This is a genomic window from uncultured Desulfosarcina sp. (genome assembly GCF_963664155.2).
Lineage (GTDB): Bacteria > Desulfobacterota > Desulfobacteria > Desulfobacterales > Desulfosarcinaceae > Desulfosarcina.
In genome coordinates, this window is record NZ_CAXXXH010000001.1 from 4604373 (window position 1) to 4622549 (window position 18177).

Consider the following 18177-nt stretch of genomic DNA (forward strand, 5'->3'; position numbering starts at 1 on the left):
TGCAGTCAGACGGGGATGCTGAGCTATTAAATTCAAGGAGCAATAGTTAAAATGCCTAAGCGTGGTAAGAAATACAAGGAATCATCAAGCAAGATCGAGTCTGCCAAGCGTTACGATTTCACCGAAGCGATCGATGCCGCCATCTCCTCCTCCTACGCAAAGTTTGATGAAACCGTCGATGTGGCTGTGCGCCTCGGGGTCGATCCCAGACATGCCGACCAGATGGTACGCGGAACTGTGGTTCTGCCCAATGGCCTCGGAAAAGAGGTCAAAGTGCTTGTCTTCGCCAAAGGTGAAAAAGAGGCTGAGGCCAGAGAAGCCGGCGCCGAATTCGTCGGCAACGAGGACCTGGTTGAAAAAATCAAAGAGGGTTGGTTTGGATTCGACAAAGCCATCGCCACACCCGACATGATGGGTACGGTCGGCAAGATTGGCCGACTCCTTGGTCCCAGAGGCTTAATGCCCAACGCAAAAACCGGAACGGTTACTTTTGACGTGGGCAAAACGGTCCAGGAACTCAAAGCCGGGAAAATTGAATTCCGGGTTGAGAAAGCAGGCATCGTTCATGCACCGATGGGAAAAGTGTCTTTTGGTTCACAAAAACTTATTGAGAATATCTCAGCATTTCTTGAGACAATCATGAAGCTGAAACCATCTTCCAGTAAAGGAACCTACCTGAAAGGGATTGCCGTGTCCACAACGATGGGGCCCGGAATCAAGATCGATACTGCACTGATAAAGGATTTGGGAAAATAGGAGTTTCATTGGACTCCTGTGGTCCACAGATGGTCTAATCATTTTTTAACAGCAGGCATGAACCGCCTGTTTAATCACACTGTCAAAGACTGTAGGTTCACAAAGATCCGTTTAGAAATGGAACTGCGTGTATAATCGGTTTATACCGGCCTGCCGAGACGGAGTTGAATTGTTTCATGAGGTTTTCCTAAAACGTCATTGTTAGCTACCCGGGTGTTTTAGAAATCCTTCTCAGAAATCAACGCCATCATGTGTCCTCCGGTTTTTGCAGTTTAAGGAAGGGGGTGTAATCAAGCATTGGATATTAACGAAAAAAAGAGAATCACTGAAGACCTAAAAGGGCGCCTAGATAAGTCAACGATCGTCATTTTGACGGATTATAAAGGGCTCGACGTCTCAGCAATGAACACATTGAGGCGAAAGCTCAGAGAAGCCAATGCCGAATATCAGGTGGCAAAAAACTCGCTTCTTGTGCGGGCTTCGGAAGGCAATGACGTCACCCTGATCAAAGATCGGTTTAAAGGCCCAAGCGCTATTGCCTTGAGCTATGGCGATCCCGTCGCGCCGGCGAAAGTGCTCACGGATTTCGTAAAGGAAAATAAAAACTTTGAAATCAAGGTGGGGGTGCTCAACGGTAAGATTGTCGATGTTGAAGGAATCAAGGCATTGTCTTCTCTACCGTCCAGGGACGTCCTTTTGGCACAGGTACTCGCGACCATGAATGCCGTTCCGACATCACTTGTTACTGCTCTGAGTGACGTACCGAGACGGATGCTGAATGTGCTGCAGGCGATCAAGGACCAGAAGGAAGCGCAAGCCTGATTGGCCCATTTAATCAACCGAGATTGCAAGACTGCAAAAATAATAAATCTGGAGGAAAAATTACCCATGGCTGATATTACCAAAGCAGATGTTATCGATTTTATATCAAATATGTCCGTTCTTGAGCTTTCCGAGATGGTCAAGGAGATGGAAGAAAAGTTCGGCGTCTCCGCAGCTGCCCCGGTTGCCATGATGGCTGCCGGTCCTGTGGGAGATGGTGCGGGTGCGGATGCAGCTGAAGAAAAGAACGAATTCGACGTTATTCTGACTACATCCGGCGACAAAAAAATTGCCGTTATCAAAGAGGTCCGCGCCATTACCGGCTTGGGTCTGAAAGAAGCCAAAGCGCTGGTTGACGAAGCACCCAAAGCGGTTAAAGAGGGAATTCCAAAAGAAGAGGCTGAAAAGATTAAAGCGCAGCTTGAAGAAGCGGGTGCCCAGGTGGAACTCAAGTAACCCGAAACTGGCGACAGCCATCATAAGTATTCATAATATTCTTTTTTTATTTAAAAAAGCATTGAATGTGAAAATGGGGTACAAAGGTGAACATTCCTTTGATCCCATTTTCTCATTCCTAAATCATCTATCGGAGTTGCCATGTCGAATAGACCAACGGCGAACAAGAGAATTCGAAAAAGCTTTGGCAAAATTAAAAAAATTGTAGAAATCCCCGATTTGATCGGTATGCAGCGTGATTCGTACCAGCGATTTCTCCAAATGAACGTGCCTCCCGAAAAAAGGGAAGACATCGGTTTGCAGGCGGTTTTCAAGTCCGTATTTCCGATCAAGGATTTCACGGGCAGTGCTTCTCTGGAGTTTGTGTCTTATCGATTTGCTGAAATTAAGCATAGTGAAGAAGAGTGCGTCCACCGTGGCATGACCTATGAATTGCCGGTTAGGATAACCGTCCGGTTGGTAGTGTATGACACTGACAAAGAAACCGGCGTATCCAACATCAGAGATATCAAGGAACAGGAGATTTACTTCGGTACGATTCCGCTGATGACCGCAAAAGGCACCTTTATTATCAACGGTACCGAACGTGTTGTAGTAAGCCAGCTGCATCGCTCATCAGGCGTTTTCTTTGACCATGACAAAGGCAAAAGCCATTCCAGCGGGAAAATTATATACAGCTCTCGAATTATCCCGGTTCGTGGATCCTGGATCGATCTGGAAATCGATCCCAAGGATATTGTTTACATCCGTATCGACCGCCGCCGGAAATTTCCCGTTACCGTTCTGTTCAAAGCCTTCGGCTATTCCACCGAGGATCTGTTAAGCTACTTTTACAGCACCGAAAAGATCCTATTTGACGACAAGGAATACTACCGTGGATTTGCACCTGACCTATTGAAAGGTACGCGGGCCAGCAAAGATGTTGTAGACCCGGAGACAGAAGAGGTGCTTGTCAAGAAAGGGCGCATGTTTACCCAACGTGCCATCAAGCAGATGAGCGCCGGAAACTTTTCACGGATTCCCATCGAACGTGAAGATTTGCTTGATAAGGCCATTGCCTTTTCCGTGATCAATCCGGAAACCGGGGAGGTGATGGCTCACGCCAATGACGTGGTAGACGAAACCATGTTAAAGCAATTCGAAGATACTGGCGTCAGAGAATTCGAATTGTTGTTTATTGACGGTGCATCAAGCAGCGACTCCATCAGGAAAACCCTGTTGCTGGACAAAGTAAACACCAAGGAAGAAGCCCTGATCGAAATATACCGGCTCCTTCGGCCCGGAAACCCGGCCACCCCGGAAGTGGCCCAAGATTTTCTCGACCATCTTTTTTTTAAATCTTCTTACTATGATCTGTCCGGGGTAGGAAGACTCAAGATCAACCTGCGCTTGGGAATCGATACGCCGGTGACCGTCAGAACCCTACGAAAAGAGGATATCCTACTTACGGCCAACACCCTGGTCGAACTTCGGGATACTCAGGGGGTGGTGGATGATATCGACCATCTCGGAAACCGGCGGGTCCGTGCTGTCGGGGAACTGCTCGAAAACCAATACCGCATTGGCTTGGTCCGCATGGAACGTGCCATCAAAGAGCGTATGAGTCTTCAGGAAGTTGATGCGCTGATGCCTCACGACCTGGTGAACCCGAAACCCGTTTCGGCGGTCGTCAAGGAATTTTTTGGCACCAGCCAGCTCAGCCAGTTCATGGACAAAACCAATCCCTTGTCGGAGACCACCCACAAACGACGACTCAGCGCATTGGGACCGGGGGGGTTGACGCGAGAGCGCGCGGGCTTCGAAGTTCGTGACGTTCATCCGTCACACTACGGGCGTATCTGTCCGATCGAGACCCCAGAAGGCCCCAATATCGGGCTCATCGTCTCCTTAAGTACTTACGCCAAGGTGAATGATTTCGGTTTCATCGAGACACCTTATCGGGTGGTTGAAAACGCTACGGTATCCAAAGATGTAAGATTTTTAAGCGCTTTCGAAGAAAAGGACCATCCCATCGCTCAGGCCAACGCACCACTTGACGAGGCGTTCCAGTATATCAATCCGACGGTTACTTCCCGGGTTGCCGGCGAGTTCATGATGGTCGAACGGGAGAAGATCGAGCTTATGGACATCTCACCCAACCAGCTGGTGAGCGTCTCGGCTTCATTGATTCCTTTCCTCGAAAATGACGACGCCAACCGTGCGTTGATGGGCTCCAATATGCAGCGCCAGGCGGTTCCCCTGATGAAGGCGGAGGCCCCGCTGGTGGGGACCGGTATTGAGGGGGTGGTGGCCAAGGACTCCGGCGTCACGGTCGTTGCCAGCCGGGATGGTGAGGTGGTCGATGTGGATGCGTCGCGGATTGTATTGAAGCACGACTCCTCGGAAGCTGGTGAGGACAATCAAGTGACTATCCATAACCTGCTGAAATTTGTCCGTTCCAACCAGAACACCTGCTTCAATCAGCGCCCCATCGTTAAGAAAGGCCAGTTTGTCAGCGCCGGCGAAATCATCGCGGATGGTCCTGCCACCGAGCAGGGAGAACTCGCTCTGGGGAAAAACGTCACAGTGGCCTTCATGCCCTGGGGTGGATATAACTTCGAGGACTCCATCCTCGTCAGTGAACGGTTGGTGAGAGACGGCGTTTATACGTCGGTGCATATTGAAGAGTTCGAAGTCGTGGCGAGGGATACAAAGCTCGGCAAGGAAGAAGTGACGCGCGATATCCCTAATGTGGGCGAAGAGGCTTTGAAGAATCTTGACGACAGCGGGATCATCCGGTTGGGTGCTGAGGTGAAACAGGGCGATATCCTCGTCGGAAAAATCACGCCCAAAGGGGAGACCCAACTGTCACCGGAAGAGAAGTTGCTTCGCGCCATATTTGGCGAAAAGGCCGGTGATGTCAAAGACACTTCCCTGCGGGTTCCGCCGGGTGTGGAAGGCATTGTTATCGATGCAAAAATTTTCTCCCGACGTGGCGTCGAAAAAGATGAACGCACGCTGGCCATCGAAGCTGCCGAAATGGCGACCATGGAGAAGAACAAGGACGACGAAATCAAAATTATTGGCCAGAGCGTCCGATCTCGGTTGGAGACGCTGCTTGATGGCCAGAAATGTTCGGCTCCCCTGAAAAAAGGTAAAAAGGTTTATCTGGCCAAAAATACCCCGATTGAGGCGGGAAGCCTGGTTCAGGTTCCCGTTGCCGATCTGGAAGGATTGCTTTTCGATGATCCGGCGCTTACCGAAAAGGTCCACCAGGTGTTGGATGCCTACCGTGCGCAAGTATCCCGTTGCCAGGACGAATTTGAAGGCCGGCTGGGGAGCTATGAAAAGGGCGACGAACTACCGCCGGGCGTAATTAAAATGGTCAAAGTTTATGTGGCCATGAAGCGAAAACTTTCCGTCGGTGACAAGATGGCCGGGCGCCATGGAAACAAGGGCGTTGTGTCCAGAATTCTTCCCATCGAAGACATGCCCTACTTTGCGGATGGAAGGACCGTCGACATGGTGCTCAATCCGCTCGGCGTCCCGTCCCGAATGAATGTCGGCCAGATTCTTGAAATTCACCTGGGGCTGGCGGCAAAGGGGCTTGGCGATCAGCTCAATGCGTTGTATGAGGAAAACAAGGTTCAGGATCTTCGAAAAAAGTTAACGAATATCTTTGATTCTGCAGCCGGCAACCTGAAAAAGATGAGCGACAAGGATGTAAAAGACCTGGCGGCCTTTTACCGCACCGGTGTTCATATGGCGACGCCGGTATTCGATGGTGCCAAAGAAGATGAAATCAAGAAGCTGCTGGTCGAGGCCGATTTGAGCCCCACCGGCCAGACGACCCTCTATGACGGCCATACCGGAGAAGCTTTCAAGGAAAAGATCACCGTTGGCACCATGTATATGCTTAAACTCCATCACCTGGTCGACGACAAAATTCATGCCCGATCCATCGGGCCCTATTCTTTGGTAACGCAGCAGCCTCTCGGCGGCAAGGCCCAATTCGGTGGTCAGCGGCTGGGGGAGATGGAAGTCTGGGCCATGGAGGCATACGGCGCTGCCCACGCGTTGCAGGAATTCTTGACGGTCAAGTCGGATGATATGGCCGGCCGTACACGGATGTACGAAAAGATCGTCAAAGGACAGAACGTTTTGGAGCCCGGCATACCCGAATCGTTCAAAGTGCTTACCAAAGAGCTTCAGAGCCTGGGTCTGGATGTGACCCTGCTGGAGGACTAATCAGGTAATCCAGGCGAATTTGGCGTACTTCCCCTTTGATCATCCTTAACGCCATTAAAGGAAATATATATGGAAACACTGTATGACTTTTTCTCAAAACCGACAGATCCCAGGCGTTATACCGGCGTCAAGGTCTCTCTGGCCTCCTCGGACCAGATTCGGCAATGGTCCCATGGCGAGATCAAAAAGCCGGAGACGATCAACTACCGGACTTTCAAGCCGGAGCGTGACGGACTGTTCTGTGCCAAGATTTTCGGACCGACTAAGGATTACGAATGTAACTGCGGTAAATACAAACGGATGAAACACCGGGGTGTGATCTGCGAGAAATGCGGTGTTGAAGTGATCCAGTCCAAGGTACGTCGGGAGCGTATGGGGCACATTGAATTGGCCACGCCGGTTTCCCATATCTGGTTTCTCAAAAGTCTGCCCAGCAAGATCGGCAACCTTCTCGATATCACCCTGAAGAACATGGAGAAGGTCCTCTATTTCGATTCGTACATCGTCATCGATCCCAAAGAGACAGCCCTGACCCGCGGCCAATTGCTGTCCGATGACAAATATCAGGAGGCCATCGAGACATACGGTTTTGGAAAATTCGAAGCGGGAATCGGTGCGGAGGCGGTCAAAGCCCTGCTGGAAAACATCGAACTGGACACACTTTACCAGGAACTGAGAAAAGATATCCGGGCTACCAATTCAGTGGCCAAGCGGCAGAAGTTGTCGAAGCGACTGAAAATCGTGGACGCGTTCATGCGATCGGGCCTGGAGCCCGTGTGGATGATCATGGACGTGATTCCCGTACTTCCCCCCGACCTTCGCCCCCTGGTTCCGCTTGAGGGCGGGCGGTTCGCCACCTCCGACCTGAACGATCTCTACCGCCGGGTCATCAACCGCAATAACCGACTCAAACGGCTCATGGATCTCAAGGCACCGGAAATTATCGTCCGCAATGAGAAACGGATGCTCCAGGAATCGGTGGATGTACTCTTTGACAACGGCCGTCACGGCCGGGTGATCACCGGTACCAACAAGCGTCCACTTAAATCCTTAAGTGACACATTGAAAGGAAAGCAGGGCCGGTTCCGCCAGAACCTTCTGGGCAAACGCGTGGACTACTCAGGCCGTACGGTAATCACCGTAGGGCCGAACCTGCGGCTTCACCAGTGCGGCCTCCCGAAGAAGATGGCGCTTGAACTGTTCAAGCCTTTTGTTTACTACCGGTTGGAGCAAAAAGGCTTGGTCTCAACCGTAAAAAGCGCCAAGAAGATGGTTGAACGCGAAGTTCCGGAAGTGTGGGACACGCTGGACGAAGTCGTCAAGGAGTACCCGGTGATGCTCAACCGTGCACCGACGTTGCACCGTTTGGGTATTCAGGCCTTCGAGCCCACCTTGATCGAAGGCAAGGCCATTCAGCTTCATCCCCTGGTCTGCACGGCTTTCAATGCCGACTTCGACGGTGACCAGATGGCTGTTCATGTACCCCTATCCGTGGAGTCTCAGATCGAGGCCCGGGTACTGATGCTTTCAAGCAACAATATTCTTTCCCCGGCAAATGGAAGCCCCATTATCGTCCCCAGCCAGGATATCGTTTTGGGTCTTTATTACATGACCCGTGAAAAAGACGGCTGCAAGGGGGAAGGAAAGATATTTTCCAATCCGGAAGAAGTTCGGGCCGCCTATGACGGCCGGGCTGTAGAACTGCACGCTAACATCAGGGTCCGTATCGATGGCAAGCGGGTGAAAACCACGGTAGGCCGGATTCTCCTTTGGGAGATCATGCCGAAAGAAGAGGTGGTCCGCTTGCGCCACATCATGGTTCACGATGAGAAAACCATGATCAAAATCTCAAAAAAGGCGCAGGCCGGCGAAGAATTTTTTGACCTCGTTGGTTCCTATTCCGAAAGCCCGGACAAAGATAACAATGGTGAACTCGGGCTGCTGAATAAAGGTGAACTCGTCCGGATATTCGGTGCGGCTCCCGGTGACGCAGAGGCTCTATTTGGTCTGTCAGAAAACGACATTTCTCCCATAATCGCCACCGATTCGGGATTTCACCTGTTTCAGGTGATAGAGCGACGCCCGGAAATTCCCTTTGAAATTATCAACAAGGTGATGGACAAGGGCGCCCTTCGCGGACTGGTCGATTTCGTGTACCGGAATCTGGGGGCGAAAGCCACGGTTATCCTGGCTGACCGACTGAAGGACACCGGGTACAAGTATTCCACCAAAGGCGGGCTCTCCATTTCCATCGACGCCATGATCATCCCTGAGAAAAAAGGGGAGATTATCAATCGGGCAGACATGCAGGTGATCGAAATCGGCCGCCAATATACTGAAGGCCTAATCACCCAGGGTGAAAAATACAATAAGGTGGTAGACATCTGGGCCAAGGCAACCGATGATGTGGCCAATGAGATGATGGACGCCATGAAGGTGGAGCCCCTGTACGACAGGGAGGGCAACCCCAGACTGGACGAGTCCGGACAGCCGATGCAGACGGAAAGCTTCAACCCCATATACATGATGGCCGACTCCGGCGCCCGAGGCAGCAAAGACCAGATGCGCCAGCTTGCCGGCATGCGCGGATTGATGGCAAAACCTTCCGGTGAAATTATCGAAACGCCCATTCAGGCGAACTTCCGGGAGGGCCTTTCCGTACTCCAGTACTTCATTTCCACCCACGGTGCCCGGAAAGGTCTCGCGGACACCGCGTTAAAGACCGCTAACTCGGGATACCTGACTCGCCGTTTGGCTGATGTGGCCCAGGATTGTGCAGTGGTGGAGCACGATTGCGGCACCATGCTGGGTGTGGAGGTGGAACCGCTGCTCGAAGGCGGTGAGGTAATCCAGCGGCTCAGTGAGCGTATCCTTGGCCGCACCACCGTGAAAGATGTATTGGACCCGTTTACCGATGAAGTGGTTGTCCGTGCGGGCAAGGAAATCAATGAAAACGATGCCCAGATCATTGAAAATGCCGGTGTTACCATGGTTCTGATCCGCTCCGTGTTGACCTGCCGCACCAAACACGGGGTCTGTGCCAAATGCTATGGCCGGGATTTGGCCCATGGTAGAACGGTTGAGATGGGACAGGCGGTGGGCATACTTGCCGCCCAGTCCATCGGCGAACCGGGAACTCAGCTCACCATGCGGACATTTCACATCGGCGGTACGGCCAGCCGTCGCGTCGAACAGGCGGATATCCGTGCGCGAACTGCCGGTAAAATCAAATTTGTCGACCTCAATGTGGTCAAAAATGCCGACAATGAACTGGTGGTCATGAACCGCCGGGGAGGCGAGTTTGCCATCGTCGGTGAAACCGGACGTGAACGCGAGCGATGCCCGGTTATCTATGGTGCCCATATTGTGTTGCAGGATGGCCAGGCGGTAAATCCGGGCGATCTGATGGCCGTCTGGGATCCTTTTACCACACCGATTATTACCGAAGTGGATGGGACCGTCAAGTTTGGTGATCTGGTGCCGGGGAAAACCATCCAGGAAAAAGTGGATCCGGTGACCGGTAAGTCAAGCCGGACGGTAATCGAATCCAAAACCGCCGAAGAGCGGCCCCGCATCTCCATCAAGGGGGAGGACGGTAAGACGGCTAAACTTCCTAAAGGATCAGGGATGGCGCGATACATGCTGCCGGTGGATGCTATTGTCCTTGTCGAAGAGGGTGATCCGGTAAAAGCCGGCGACATCATTGCCAAACTGCCTCGTGCCACCACCAAAACCAAGGATATCACCGGTGGTCTTCCTAGGGTTGCCGAATTATTTGAGGTGAGGAAGCCGAAAGAAGTGGCTGTATTGAGTGAAATCGACGGCTATGTATCGATTTCCAAAGCCACCAAGAAAGGCAAACAACGGGTCACGATCACTCCGGTGGATGTGGGTGAAAAGAAAGAATATCTGATTCCGCGGGGCAAGCATATCAATGTCTACGAAGGGGATTACATCCGAGCCGGCGAACCGCTCATCGGCGGTGCTGCCAACCCGCAGGATATCCTCAAAATCAAAGGGGAAGTGGCGCTGGCCAAGTACTTGGTGGATGAAGTCCAGGAGGTTTACCGGCTCCAGGGTGTCCGCATCAACGACAAGCACATCGAAGTGATCGTTCGGCAGATGATGCGTAGGGTCAAAGTGGTGGATGTCGGAGACACGGATTTCATCCTCGAGGAGCAGGTGGACAAAATCAATTTCGAAGATGCCAATGAAGCCATTATCGCCAAGGGCGGCAAACCCGCCATTGCCGAACCGTTGATCCTCGGAATAACCAAAGCATCCCTGAGTACGGACAGCTTCATTTCGGCGGCATCCTTCCAGGAGACCACGAAGGTATTGACCGATGCAAGTATTGCCGGGGCAGAAGATAAACTGCGAGGGCTCAAGGAAAACGTCATCATGGGCCGAATCGTTCCCGCCGGAACTGGTGTGGTTGAATATCGCGACCTTCAAGTGGTGGCAAGTGGTTCGGAAGGATGATTTGCTCTGTATGGAATTGTAAAAATTATCTTGACAAGAGTAGGCTTAAACTATACAAAGCCAGTTTCTGTGCACGAAGAAATTTGATGTCAATGATCAGTTGAAGGGGTTAATATGCCAACAATCAACCAGTTAGTGCGTAAGGGTCGGAAACAGGTTGAAAAAAAGACCAATACACCGGCACTGAAGGGGGCGCCTCAAAAGCGAGGGGTTTGCACTCGTGTTTATACCTCGACTCCCAAAAAACCCAACTCGGCGTTGCGCAAAGTCGCCAGGGTCCGCCTTACCACCGGTGTCGAAGTGACCGCCTACATCCCGGGGATCGGGCACAACCTTCAGGAGCACTCGGTGGTGTTGGTCCGGGGAGGGCGTGTCAAGGACTTGCCGGGTGTTCGGTATCACATCGTTCGTGGGACACTGGACACCCTGGGTGTGGATGGCCGACGGCAGGGGCGTTCGAAATACGGTGCCAAAAGGCCGAAATAGCCTTACTGTAATTAAGCTGATTGATAGTCGATATTTAATTTAAAATGGTGTGAGCTATGCCGAGAAGAAGAGAAGTGCCTGAGCGGGTGATTATCCCGGACGCCAAACACAACAGCAAGCTGGTATCCAAGTTTATCGCTTCGCTCATGCGCGACGGAAAAAAGAGTATTGCCGAGTCATTGCTTTACGGAGCCTTTGACATCATCAGCGAAAAAACCAATGAAGACCCGTTAAAGGTCTTTGAAAAAGCGCTGGAGAATGTGAAACCCCATATTGAAGTCAAGTCCCGCCGCGTCGGTGGTTCCACCTATCAGGTTCCCACCGAGATTCGCCCATCCCGGCGCACGGCTCTTGGCCTTCGCTGGGTCATCAGTTACGCACGGGGGCGCAGTGAAAAAGGGTTTGGCGCGAAGCTGGCCGGGGAGCTGATGGACGCTGCCAATGGGCGCGGTGCTTCCGTGAAGAAGCGAGAGGATACGCACAAGATGGCAGATGCGAATAAAGCGTTTGCCCACTTCCGCTGGTAACGATTCACTTCTAATATATATTATCTGCACTAGGTTTTGAGCGCCGAACAGGTCTGCTAATTGCCTGACGATCAAAGCCTTTTGCCTTGTTGGGGTGACAGTCCCCGCTAACAGGAGGACCCGGAGATGGCGAAGCAAAAATTTGAGAGGACGAAGCCGCACGTAAACGTAGGGACCATCGGGCATATTGACCATGGGAAGACGACGCTGACGGCGGCGATCACGAAGTTGAGCGGGTTGAAAGGGCTGGCCGATTTTATTCCTTTTGATCAGATTGACAAGGCGCCTGAGGAAAAAGAGCGTGGCATTACGATTGCGACGGCGCATGTCGAGTATCAGACGGCCACTCGCCATTATGCCCATGTGGACTGTCCGGGCCATGCGGACTACATCAAGAACATGATCACCGGTGCGGCCCAGATGGACGGAGCGATTCTGGTGGTCGGCGCCGATGACGGCCCGATGCCCCAGACGCGCGAGCACATTCTGCTGGCCCGCCAGGTGGGCGTTCCCCGCATTCTGGTGTTTTTGAACAAATGCGACATGGTGGATGACGAGGAGTTGATCGAGCTGGTGGAGCTGGAACTGCGTGAGCTTCTGGACAAATACGAGTTTCCCGGTGACGACACGCCGATCATCCGGGGCAGCGCCCTGAAAGCCCTGGAGTGCGACGACGTGGATTCTCCCGATGCCAAGTGCATCTTCGAGCTTCTCGACGCCATCGACAGCTATATTCCCGAGCCCGAGCGCGATGTGGACAAACCGTTTTTGATGCCCATCGAGGACGTATTCAGCATTTCCGGTCGCGGAACGGTGGTGACGGGTCGTGTGGAGCGCGGAATCGTGCATGTGGGCGACGCGGTGGAGATCGTGGGTATCCGCGATACGACGAAGACGGTGTGTACGGGCGTGGAGATGTTTCGGAAGTTGCTTGACGAAGGTCAGGCGGGAGACAACATTGGTGTATTGCTTCGGGGAACCAAGCGCGACGAAGTGGAGCGGGGGCAGGTGGTGGCCGCCCCGGGTTCGATTACGCCCCACACGAAGTTCAAAGCCGAGGCTTACATTTTGAGCAAGGAAGAGGGTGGTCGCCACACGCCGTTTTTCAATGGATATCGTCCGCAGTTTTATTTTCGTACGACGGACGTGACCGGGATATTGAATTTGCCGGAAGGTGTAGAGATGGTGATGCCGGGTGACAACGTGGCGATCACGGCCGAATTGATCACGCCGATCGCCATGGAGAAGGAGCTTCGGTTCGCCATTCGTGAAGGCGGCCGTACGGTGGGTGCCGGTGTCGTCAGCGAGATAATTGAATAAAAAGAGAGCCTATAACGATGATAACGAACTCCAAGATCCGGATCCGGCTCAAGGCCTACGATCATAAGCTTCTGGACCAGTCGGCCAGCGATATATTTGACACTGCTCGGAAGACCGGTGCCAAAGTGGTAGGGCCGATTCCCTTGCCGACAACCATCAACAAATTCTGCGTCCTTCGTTCTCCCCACGTGGACAAAAAATCACGTGAGCAATTCGAGATGCGGACCCATAAACGGCTGCTTGACATCCTTGAACCGACCCAGCAGACCGTAGATGCGCTCATGAAGCTTGATCTGTCTCCTGGCGTTGATGTGGAGATCAAACTTTAACACGGGATAAGAGAGATGTGTAAAGGACTGGTAGGAAAAAAACTGGGCATGACGTCCCTGTTTTCGCCGGATGGGAAATACATCCCGGTTACCGTTTTGCAGGTGGGGCCCTGTGTGGTCACCCAGGTCAAAAACGACAAGACAGACGGATACAAAGCCCTTCAGCTGGGCTTCGACGCCAAAAAAGAATCAAAGACCACTAAACCACTCAAAGGACATTTTAAGAAAAGCGGTGATACCTGCTTTTCCACGCTGAAAGAAGTGGGGGTCGAAAATCCGGAAGATTATTCCTTGGGGCAAGCCATCGGGCCTGAGATCTTCGCCATCGGCGAAAAGGTCAATGTTACCGGAACTTCCAAAGGCCGTGGATTCTCCGGCGTTATCAAGCGCCACGGATTCGGCGGCGGGCGGGAGACCCACGGCGGCCATTGTCACCGGATACCCGGATCTATCGGTTGTAGCGCCTGGCCATCAAGAGTGACCAAAGGAAAACGGATGCCCGGACAGTACGGCGGGGATACCAAGACGGTCAGAAATCTGGAAATCGTCGATATCCGCCCGGAAGAGAATCTCATCCTGCTGAAAGGCCCCCTCCCCGGGTGCCGTTCCGGAATCGTAACGATTAACAAGGTCCTGTTTGCATAACTACCAAGGACTTCAGGCCACCTTCAGCGATTCATTTCTTCTGTTGAAACGAGGAGCTTGCGGGGGCGCAGTGCACGAGGAACATTATGGCTGTTGTTGATGTAGTAAATATCGGCGGAGATGTCGTCTCTCAGACCGAACTGAAAGATTCGATTTTCAATGTTCCGGTTAAGAAGAGCGTCCTGCACCAGGTTGTCATCGCACAACTGGCTGCCAAACGGGCGGGCTCGGCATCGGTCAAGCATCGGTCCGACGTCAAGGGTAGTCGCCACAAGCTTTACCGGCAAAAAGGAACGGGGCGTGCCAGAAAGGGCGACATCAAGTCTCCGGTCCTTCGCGGAGGCGGCTCGGTTTTTGGACCGGACCCACGGGATTACACGCAAAAGGTGCTTAAAAAAGTCCGAAAAATGGCCCTGAAGATGGCGCTGACCTGCAGAGCTCAGGAAAAGCAATTGGTCATCGTTGACAAGATTGATCTCGATGCGGTCAAGACCAAGGTCTTTGCAGGAATCATCAAGGGGCTCAATGCCGAAAAGGCACTGATTATCACCGGAGAGAAAAACGAGCGGCTGGAGCTTTCCTCACGTAATGTGCCTGGTGTCAAGGTTCTTCAGACGCAAGGGATGAATGTTTACGACATCCTTAAATACCCCACGCTGATTCTCGTTCAGCAGGCTATTGAAGGGATAGAGGGGAGATTGGGCTGATGAATCAGTTTGACATAATAAAAAGACCCGTCATCACCGAAAAAACCAATATCCAGAAAGAGGAGAATAACCAGCTCTCTTTCGAGGTGGATATGCGCGCCAACCGCGTTGAGATTGCCCGGGCCATCGAAAAGATATTCAGTGTGAAAGTGGCCAAAACACGCACGGTCCATGTCAAGGGGAAAATCAAGCGACGGGGTCGAATTCTGGGGAAACGCAAGGACTGGAAGAAGGCCATCGTTACCCTGATGCCTGGTGAACGGATCGATTTCTTTGAAGGTGTATAGACGCTAGGAGTATAACGATGGCAGTAAAAAAAGTTAAACCGACCAGCCCGGGAAGACGCTTCCAGAGCTTCTCCGGTTTCGAAGAGATCTCCAAGACCACCCCGGAAAAAAGCCTGGTCAGGATTCTGAAAAAAACAGGGGGCAGGAACGTAAACGGCCGCATTACCAGCAGGCGCCGTGGTGGCGGGCATAAACGATTCTACCGAATCATCGACTTCAAGCGCGATAAGGAAGGCATTCCTGCAACAGTTGCCGCGATTGAATATGATCCCAACCGGTCTGCCCGCATTGCCCTGCTGCACTACGCAGACGGTGAAAAGCGATATATCATCGCGCCTCTTAAGCTCTCCGTCGGTGACACGGTCATGGCGGGCCCCGAGGCGGATATTCAGCCGGGAAATGCTTTGCCGCTGGCCAACATTCCCCTTGGCACACACATTCATAATATCGAACTTCGGATCGGTAAGGGTGGTCAGATCGTTCGCAGTGCCGGAACGTTTGCACAGTTGATGGCCAAGGAAGACCGCTACGCCTTGGTTAAACTGCCGTCGAGTGAAGTTCGGATGGTGTTGCTCAACTGCAAGGCCACCGTGGGGCAACTGGGCAACATTACCCATGAAAACGTTTCCCTTGGAAAAGCCGGCAGAAATCGATGGAAAGGCCGCCGACCTAAGGTTCGCGGCGTTGCCATGAACCCGGTAGATCATCCCATGGGGGGTGGCGAAGGCCGGTCATCCGGTGGCAGGCATCCTTGTTCTCCCTGGGGCATACCCACTAAGGGTTACCGCACCCGAAAGAATAAACGCACTGATCGCTACATCGTCAAACGGCGCACGAAATAAGCAAATACCTTCTGAACAAACCTGCATTGATCCGCAGGCTGTTCGGTTTGAAATGGACAATCATCAGGAGACATCATGCCCCGTTCGTTAAAAAAAGGTCCTTTTATCGACCAGAAGCTTTTTAAGAAAGTGTCCGCGGCCCAAGGCACCCGAAGCAACCAGGTAATCAAAACATGGTCGCGGCGCTCGACCATTTTGCCCGAAATGGTCGGTATCACGCTTGCCGTGCACAATGGCAGGAAATTTCTTCCGGTTTTCGTCACTGAAAATATGGTTGGACATAAACTAGGGGAATTCTCGCCGACGCGGACCTATTACGGGCATGCAGCGGACAAGAAATCCAAGGTTAAAAGATAAAAAAGGAAGGCCCTAAATGGAGGTCAAAGCTACACAACGATATGTGCGCATTTCTCCTCAGAAAGTGAGGATGCTGGTCGATGCCATCAAGGGGAAACCGGCCGAAGCAGCCATTAACGCACTAAAATTCATGCCGCAAAAGTCTGCCGGTATCGTCGAAAAAATCGTTCGTTCTGCTGTTGCCAATGCAGACCAGAACACAAGTATCGACGTCGACGAGTTGATTGTCAGGAATTTGATTGTCGATCAGGGGCCGTCCCTAAAAAGGTTCAAAGCGAGGGCCAGGGGAAGAGGGGCGCGAATACTTAAAAGAACCGCTCACATTACCGTCGTGTTAGCAGAAGGTTCCGTACAGTAAGGAGGAAATAGCTTGGGCCAGAAAGTCAACCCTATCTCACTGAGGCTGGGGATCGTAAAAACCTGGGAATCCCGGTGGTTTGCCGGCAAAAAATATGCAGACTACATCTTTGAGGACTATCAGATTCGCAAGTTTATCAAAGAAAAACTTCATCATGCCGGCGTTGCTAAAATAGAAATTGAACGATCCACCCGGCGGGTCAGACTTCGAATCTTTACGGCTCGTCCCGGTATTGTCATTGGGAAAAAGGGTTCGGAGATCGAAAAGCTCAAGAAGCAACTCGAAGGTCGTGTGAGCCAGGAAGTCCTGATCGACATTCAGGAAGTCAGGAAACCAGAAGTGGATGCCCAATTGGTCGCAGAAAACGTGGCCATGCAGATCGAACGGCGAGTCGCTTTCCGGCGAGCCATGAAGCGCGGGGTTTCCTCCGCCATGCGGTTCGGCGCTCAGGGCGTGAAAATCATCTGTTCGGGCCGACTTGGCGGGGCTGAAATGGCCCGTACCGAATGGTACCGTGAGGGGCGGGTGCCCTTGCATACCCTGAGGGCGGATATCGACTACGGAACCACCGAAGCTCGCACCACTTATGGACTCGTCGGAATTAAAGTGTTTGTGTTCCATGGCGAAATTCTCAAAAAGGATCAAGCCGAAATTCGTGGTTAGGCTTGTGGGAGATACGAAATGCTGAGCCCTAAGAAGGTCAAATATCGTAAAAGTCAAAAAGGAAGAATGAAGGGGGCCGCTTACCGGGGAAGCGATCTGAGTTTTGGAGAATTTGGGTTGCAGGCCACCGATTGCGGTAAAATCTCCTCCAAACAGATCGAAGCGGCACGTATTGCCATGACCCGCCACGTCAAACGGGGAGGGAAAATCTGGATCCGCATATTTCCGGATAAGCCTTTTACCAAGAAGCCTGCCGAAGTCCGTATGGGTAAGGGAAAAGGCTCAACTGAAGGGTGGGTGGCCATCATACGGCCTGGGCGTTTGCTTTATGAAATGACCGGTGTCAGCCGGGAAATGGCCCAGGAGGCGTTTCGCCTCGCGGCCCACAAGCTTCCCATTAAAACCCGGTTTGTGGAGAGGAGCGAGCTGTAATGAAAGCGACCGAAATCAGAGACCTCAACGCCGAAGAAATTCAGCAGAAGGTCGCCGATCTGAAGGAATCCTTGTTCAATCTTCGGTTTCAGCATGAAATCGGGCAACTGGAAAATCCCAAAAAGATTGGGGAAACCAAAAGGGATCTTGCCCGGTTGAAAACCATTTTGAACGAAAAAATATAAACCCTTACAAAAGATTAAGATGCGGTCATGAAAAATCGTGGAATAAAAAGACAACTCGTGGGTACCGTGGTCAGCGATAAGATGGACAAAACTGCCGTTGTTCAGGTTGAACGGCTGGTTAAACATCCGCTTTATAAGAAATATATCCGACGACGCAATAAATTCGCCGCTCACGATAATGAAAATAGATGCAACATCGGAGATAAGGTGCTGATTACGGAATCCCGTCCGATCAGTAAGCTCAAGCGGTGGCGCATTACTGACATTATCGAAAAAGCCGTATAGCGATAAAGGAC

Annotated in this window: 19 protein-coding genes; all 19 read left to right on the plus strand. The window is 52.1% G+C overall.

All coding sequences use genetic code 11. The features are described from left to right. Positions 1-51: 51 nt before the first annotated feature. The 19 genes from rplA to rpsQ all read left to right on the plus strand — a co-directional run bounded on the left by rplA (position 52) and on the right by rpsQ (position 18166). Positions 52-756: a 50S ribosomal protein L1 gene (gene rplA, locus ACHZBS_RS20950; protein WP_319408458.1), complete on the plus strand. Its 705-nt coding sequence runs from the start codon at positions 52-54 to the stop codon at positions 754-756. Between the two features lie 297 nt (positions 757-1053). After that, positions 1054-1578 carry a 50S ribosomal protein L10 gene (gene rplJ / locus ACHZBS_RS20955; protein ID WP_319408459.1) on the plus strand — a complete coding sequence of 175 codons (525 nt, stop codon included), beginning with the start codon at positions 1054-1056 and terminating at the stop codon, positions 1576-1578. Between the two features lie 75 nt (positions 1579-1653). Further along, on the plus strand, positions 1654-2034 hold the full coding sequence (rplL, locus tag ACHZBS_RS20960; protein ID WP_394708047.1) for a 50S ribosomal protein L7/L12: 381 nt from the start codon (positions 1654-1656) through the stop codon (positions 2032-2034). A gap of 141 nt (positions 2035-2175) precedes the next feature. Beyond that, positions 2176-6261, plus strand: coding sequence for a DNA-directed RNA polymerase subunit beta (gene rpoB / locus ACHZBS_RS20965; protein ID WP_319408461.1), 4086 nt, complete (start codon positions 2176-2178; stop codon positions 6259-6261). A 69-nt stretch (positions 6262-6330) separates the two neighbouring features. Next, a complete protein-coding gene (gene rpoC, locus ACHZBS_RS20970; RefSeq protein ID WP_319408462.1) occupies positions 6331-10743 on the plus strand; it encodes a DNA-directed RNA polymerase subunit beta' in 4413 nt (1470 codons plus the stop codon). A gap of 114 nt (positions 10744-10857) precedes the next feature. Beyond that, entirely contained in the window at positions 10858-11229 is a 372-nt protein-coding gene (gene rpsL, locus ACHZBS_RS20975; protein WP_319408463.1) for a 30S ribosomal protein S12, read from the plus strand. A 56-nt stretch (positions 11230-11285) separates the two neighbouring features. Next, a complete protein-coding gene (gene rpsG, locus ACHZBS_RS20980) occupies positions 11286-11756 on the plus strand; it encodes a 30S ribosomal protein S7 (protein ID WP_319408464.1) in 471 nt (156 codons plus the stop codon). A gap of 126 nt (positions 11757-11882) precedes the next feature. Continuing rightward, positions 11883-13076: an elongation factor Tu gene (gene tuf / locus ACHZBS_RS20985; protein ID WP_319408454.1), complete on the plus strand. Its 1194-nt coding sequence runs from the start codon at positions 11883-11885 to the stop codon at positions 13074-13076. Positions 13077-13093: 17 nt separating this feature from the next. Further along, positions 13094-13405: a 30S ribosomal protein S10 gene (gene rpsJ, locus ACHZBS_RS20990; RefSeq protein WP_394708015.1), complete on the plus strand. Its 312-nt coding sequence runs from the start codon at positions 13094-13096 to the stop codon at positions 13403-13405. A gap of 15 nt (positions 13406-13420) precedes the next feature. Next, a complete protein-coding gene (gene rplC / locus ACHZBS_RS20995; RefSeq protein WP_319408465.1) occupies positions 13421-14050 on the plus strand; it encodes a 50S ribosomal protein L3 in 630 nt (209 codons plus the stop codon). An 86-nt stretch (positions 14051-14136) separates the two neighbouring features. Then, the gene (rplD, locus tag ACHZBS_RS21000; protein WP_319408466.1) at positions 14137-14757 is read left to right on the plus strand and encodes a 50S ribosomal protein L4; all 621 of its coding nucleotides are present in this window, start codon (positions 14137-14139) and stop codon (positions 14755-14757) included. Continuing rightward, on the plus strand, positions 14757-15044 hold the full coding sequence (gene rplW / locus ACHZBS_RS21005; protein ID WP_319408467.1) for a 50S ribosomal protein L23: 288 nt from the start codon (positions 14757-14759) through the stop codon (positions 15042-15044). The genes rplD and rplW overlap by 1 nt, the downstream gene beginning before the upstream one ends. A 17-nt stretch (positions 15045-15061) precedes the next feature. Beyond that, positions 15062-15886: a 50S ribosomal protein L2 gene (gene rplB / locus ACHZBS_RS21010; RefSeq protein WP_319408468.1), complete on the plus strand. Its 825-nt coding sequence runs from the start codon at positions 15062-15064 to the stop codon at positions 15884-15886. Between the two features lie 75 nt (positions 15887-15961). Next, positions 15962-16243 carry a 30S ribosomal protein S19 gene (gene rpsS / locus ACHZBS_RS21015; RefSeq protein ID WP_319408469.1) on the plus strand — a complete coding sequence of 94 codons (282 nt, stop codon included), beginning with the start codon at positions 15962-15964 and terminating at the stop codon, positions 16241-16243. A gap of 16 nt (positions 16244-16259) precedes the next feature. Then, the gene (gene rplV / locus ACHZBS_RS21020) at positions 16260-16601 is read left to right on the plus strand and encodes a 50S ribosomal protein L22 (protein WP_319408470.1); all 342 of its coding nucleotides are present in this window, start codon (positions 16260-16262) and stop codon (positions 16599-16601) included. 12 nt (positions 16602-16613) lie between these two features. After that, positions 16614-17264, plus strand: coding sequence for a 30S ribosomal protein S3 (rpsC, locus tag ACHZBS_RS21025; RefSeq protein ID WP_319408471.1), 651 nt, complete (start codon positions 16614-16616; stop codon positions 17262-17264). Positions 17265-17282: 18 nt separating this feature from the next. Beyond that, positions 17283-17696, plus strand: a complete 414-nt coding sequence (rplP, locus tag ACHZBS_RS21030) for a 50S ribosomal protein L16 (protein WP_319408472.1) — start codon at positions 17283-17285, stop codon at positions 17694-17696. Further along, positions 17696-17881: a 50S ribosomal protein L29 gene (gene rpmC, locus ACHZBS_RS21035; RefSeq protein WP_319408473.1), complete on the plus strand. Its 186-nt coding sequence runs from the start codon at positions 17696-17698 to the stop codon at positions 17879-17881. The genes rplP and rpmC overlap by 1 nt, the downstream gene beginning before the upstream one ends. Before the next feature lie 27 nt (positions 17882-17908). After that, on the plus strand, positions 17909-18166 hold the full coding sequence (rpsQ, locus tag ACHZBS_RS21040) for a 30S ribosomal protein S17 (RefSeq protein ID WP_319408474.1): 258 nt from the start codon (positions 17909-17911) through the stop codon (positions 18164-18166). Positions 18167-18177: the final 11 nt, after the last annotated feature.

Coding starts and splice junctions, on each gene's coding strand:
- rplA (WP_319408458.1), top strand. CDS start 52: ATGCCTAAGCGTGGTAAGAAATACAAGGAATCATCAAGCAAGATCGAG.
- rpoB (WP_319408461.1), top strand. CDS start 2,176: ATGTCGAATAGACCAACGGCGAACAAGAGAATTCGAAAAAGCTTTGGC.
- rpoC (WP_319408462.1), top strand. CDS start 6,331: ATGGAAACACTGTATGACTTTTTCTCAAAACCGACAGATCCCAGGCGT.
- rpsL (WP_319408463.1), top strand. CDS start 10,858: ATGCCAACAATCAACCAGTTAGTGCGTAAGGGTCGGAAACAGGTTGAA.
- rpsG (WP_319408464.1), top strand. CDS start 11,286: ATGCCGAGAAGAAGAGAAGTGCCTGAGCGGGTGATTATCCCGGACGCC.
- tuf (WP_319408454.1), top strand. CDS start 11,883: ATGGCGAAGCAAAAATTTGAGAGGACGAAGCCGCACGTAAACGTAGGG.
- rpsJ (WP_394708015.1), top strand. CDS start 13,094: ATGATAACGAACTCCAAGATCCGGATCCGGCTCAAGGCCTACGATCAT.
- rplC (WP_319408465.1), top strand. CDS start 13,421: ATGTGTAAAGGACTGGTAGGAAAAAAACTGGGCATGACGTCCCTGTTT.
- rplD (WP_319408466.1), top strand. CDS start 14,137: ATGGCTGTTGTTGATGTAGTAAATATCGGCGGAGATGTCGTCTCTCAG.
- rplW (WP_319408467.1), top strand. CDS start 14,757: ATGAATCAGTTTGACATAATAAAAAGACCCGTCATCACCGAAAAAACC.
- rplB (WP_319408468.1), top strand. CDS start 15,062: ATGGCAGTAAAAAAAGTTAAACCGACCAGCCCGGGAAGACGCTTCCAG.
- rpsS (WP_319408469.1), top strand. CDS start 15,962: ATGCCCCGTTCGTTAAAAAAAGGTCCTTTTATCGACCAGAAGCTTTTT.
- rplV (WP_319408470.1), top strand. CDS start 16,260: ATGGAGGTCAAAGCTACACAACGATATGTGCGCATTTCTCCTCAGAAA.
- rplP (WP_319408472.1), top strand. CDS start 17,283: ATGCTGAGCCCTAAGAAGGTCAAATATCGTAAAAGTCAAAAAGGAAGA.
- rpmC (WP_319408473.1), top strand. CDS start 17,696: ATGAAAGCGACCGAAATCAGAGACCTCAACGCCGAAGAAATTCAGCAG.
- rpsQ (WP_319408474.1), top strand. CDS start 17,909: ATGAAAAATCGTGGAATAAAAAGACAACTCGTGGGTACCGTGGTCAGC.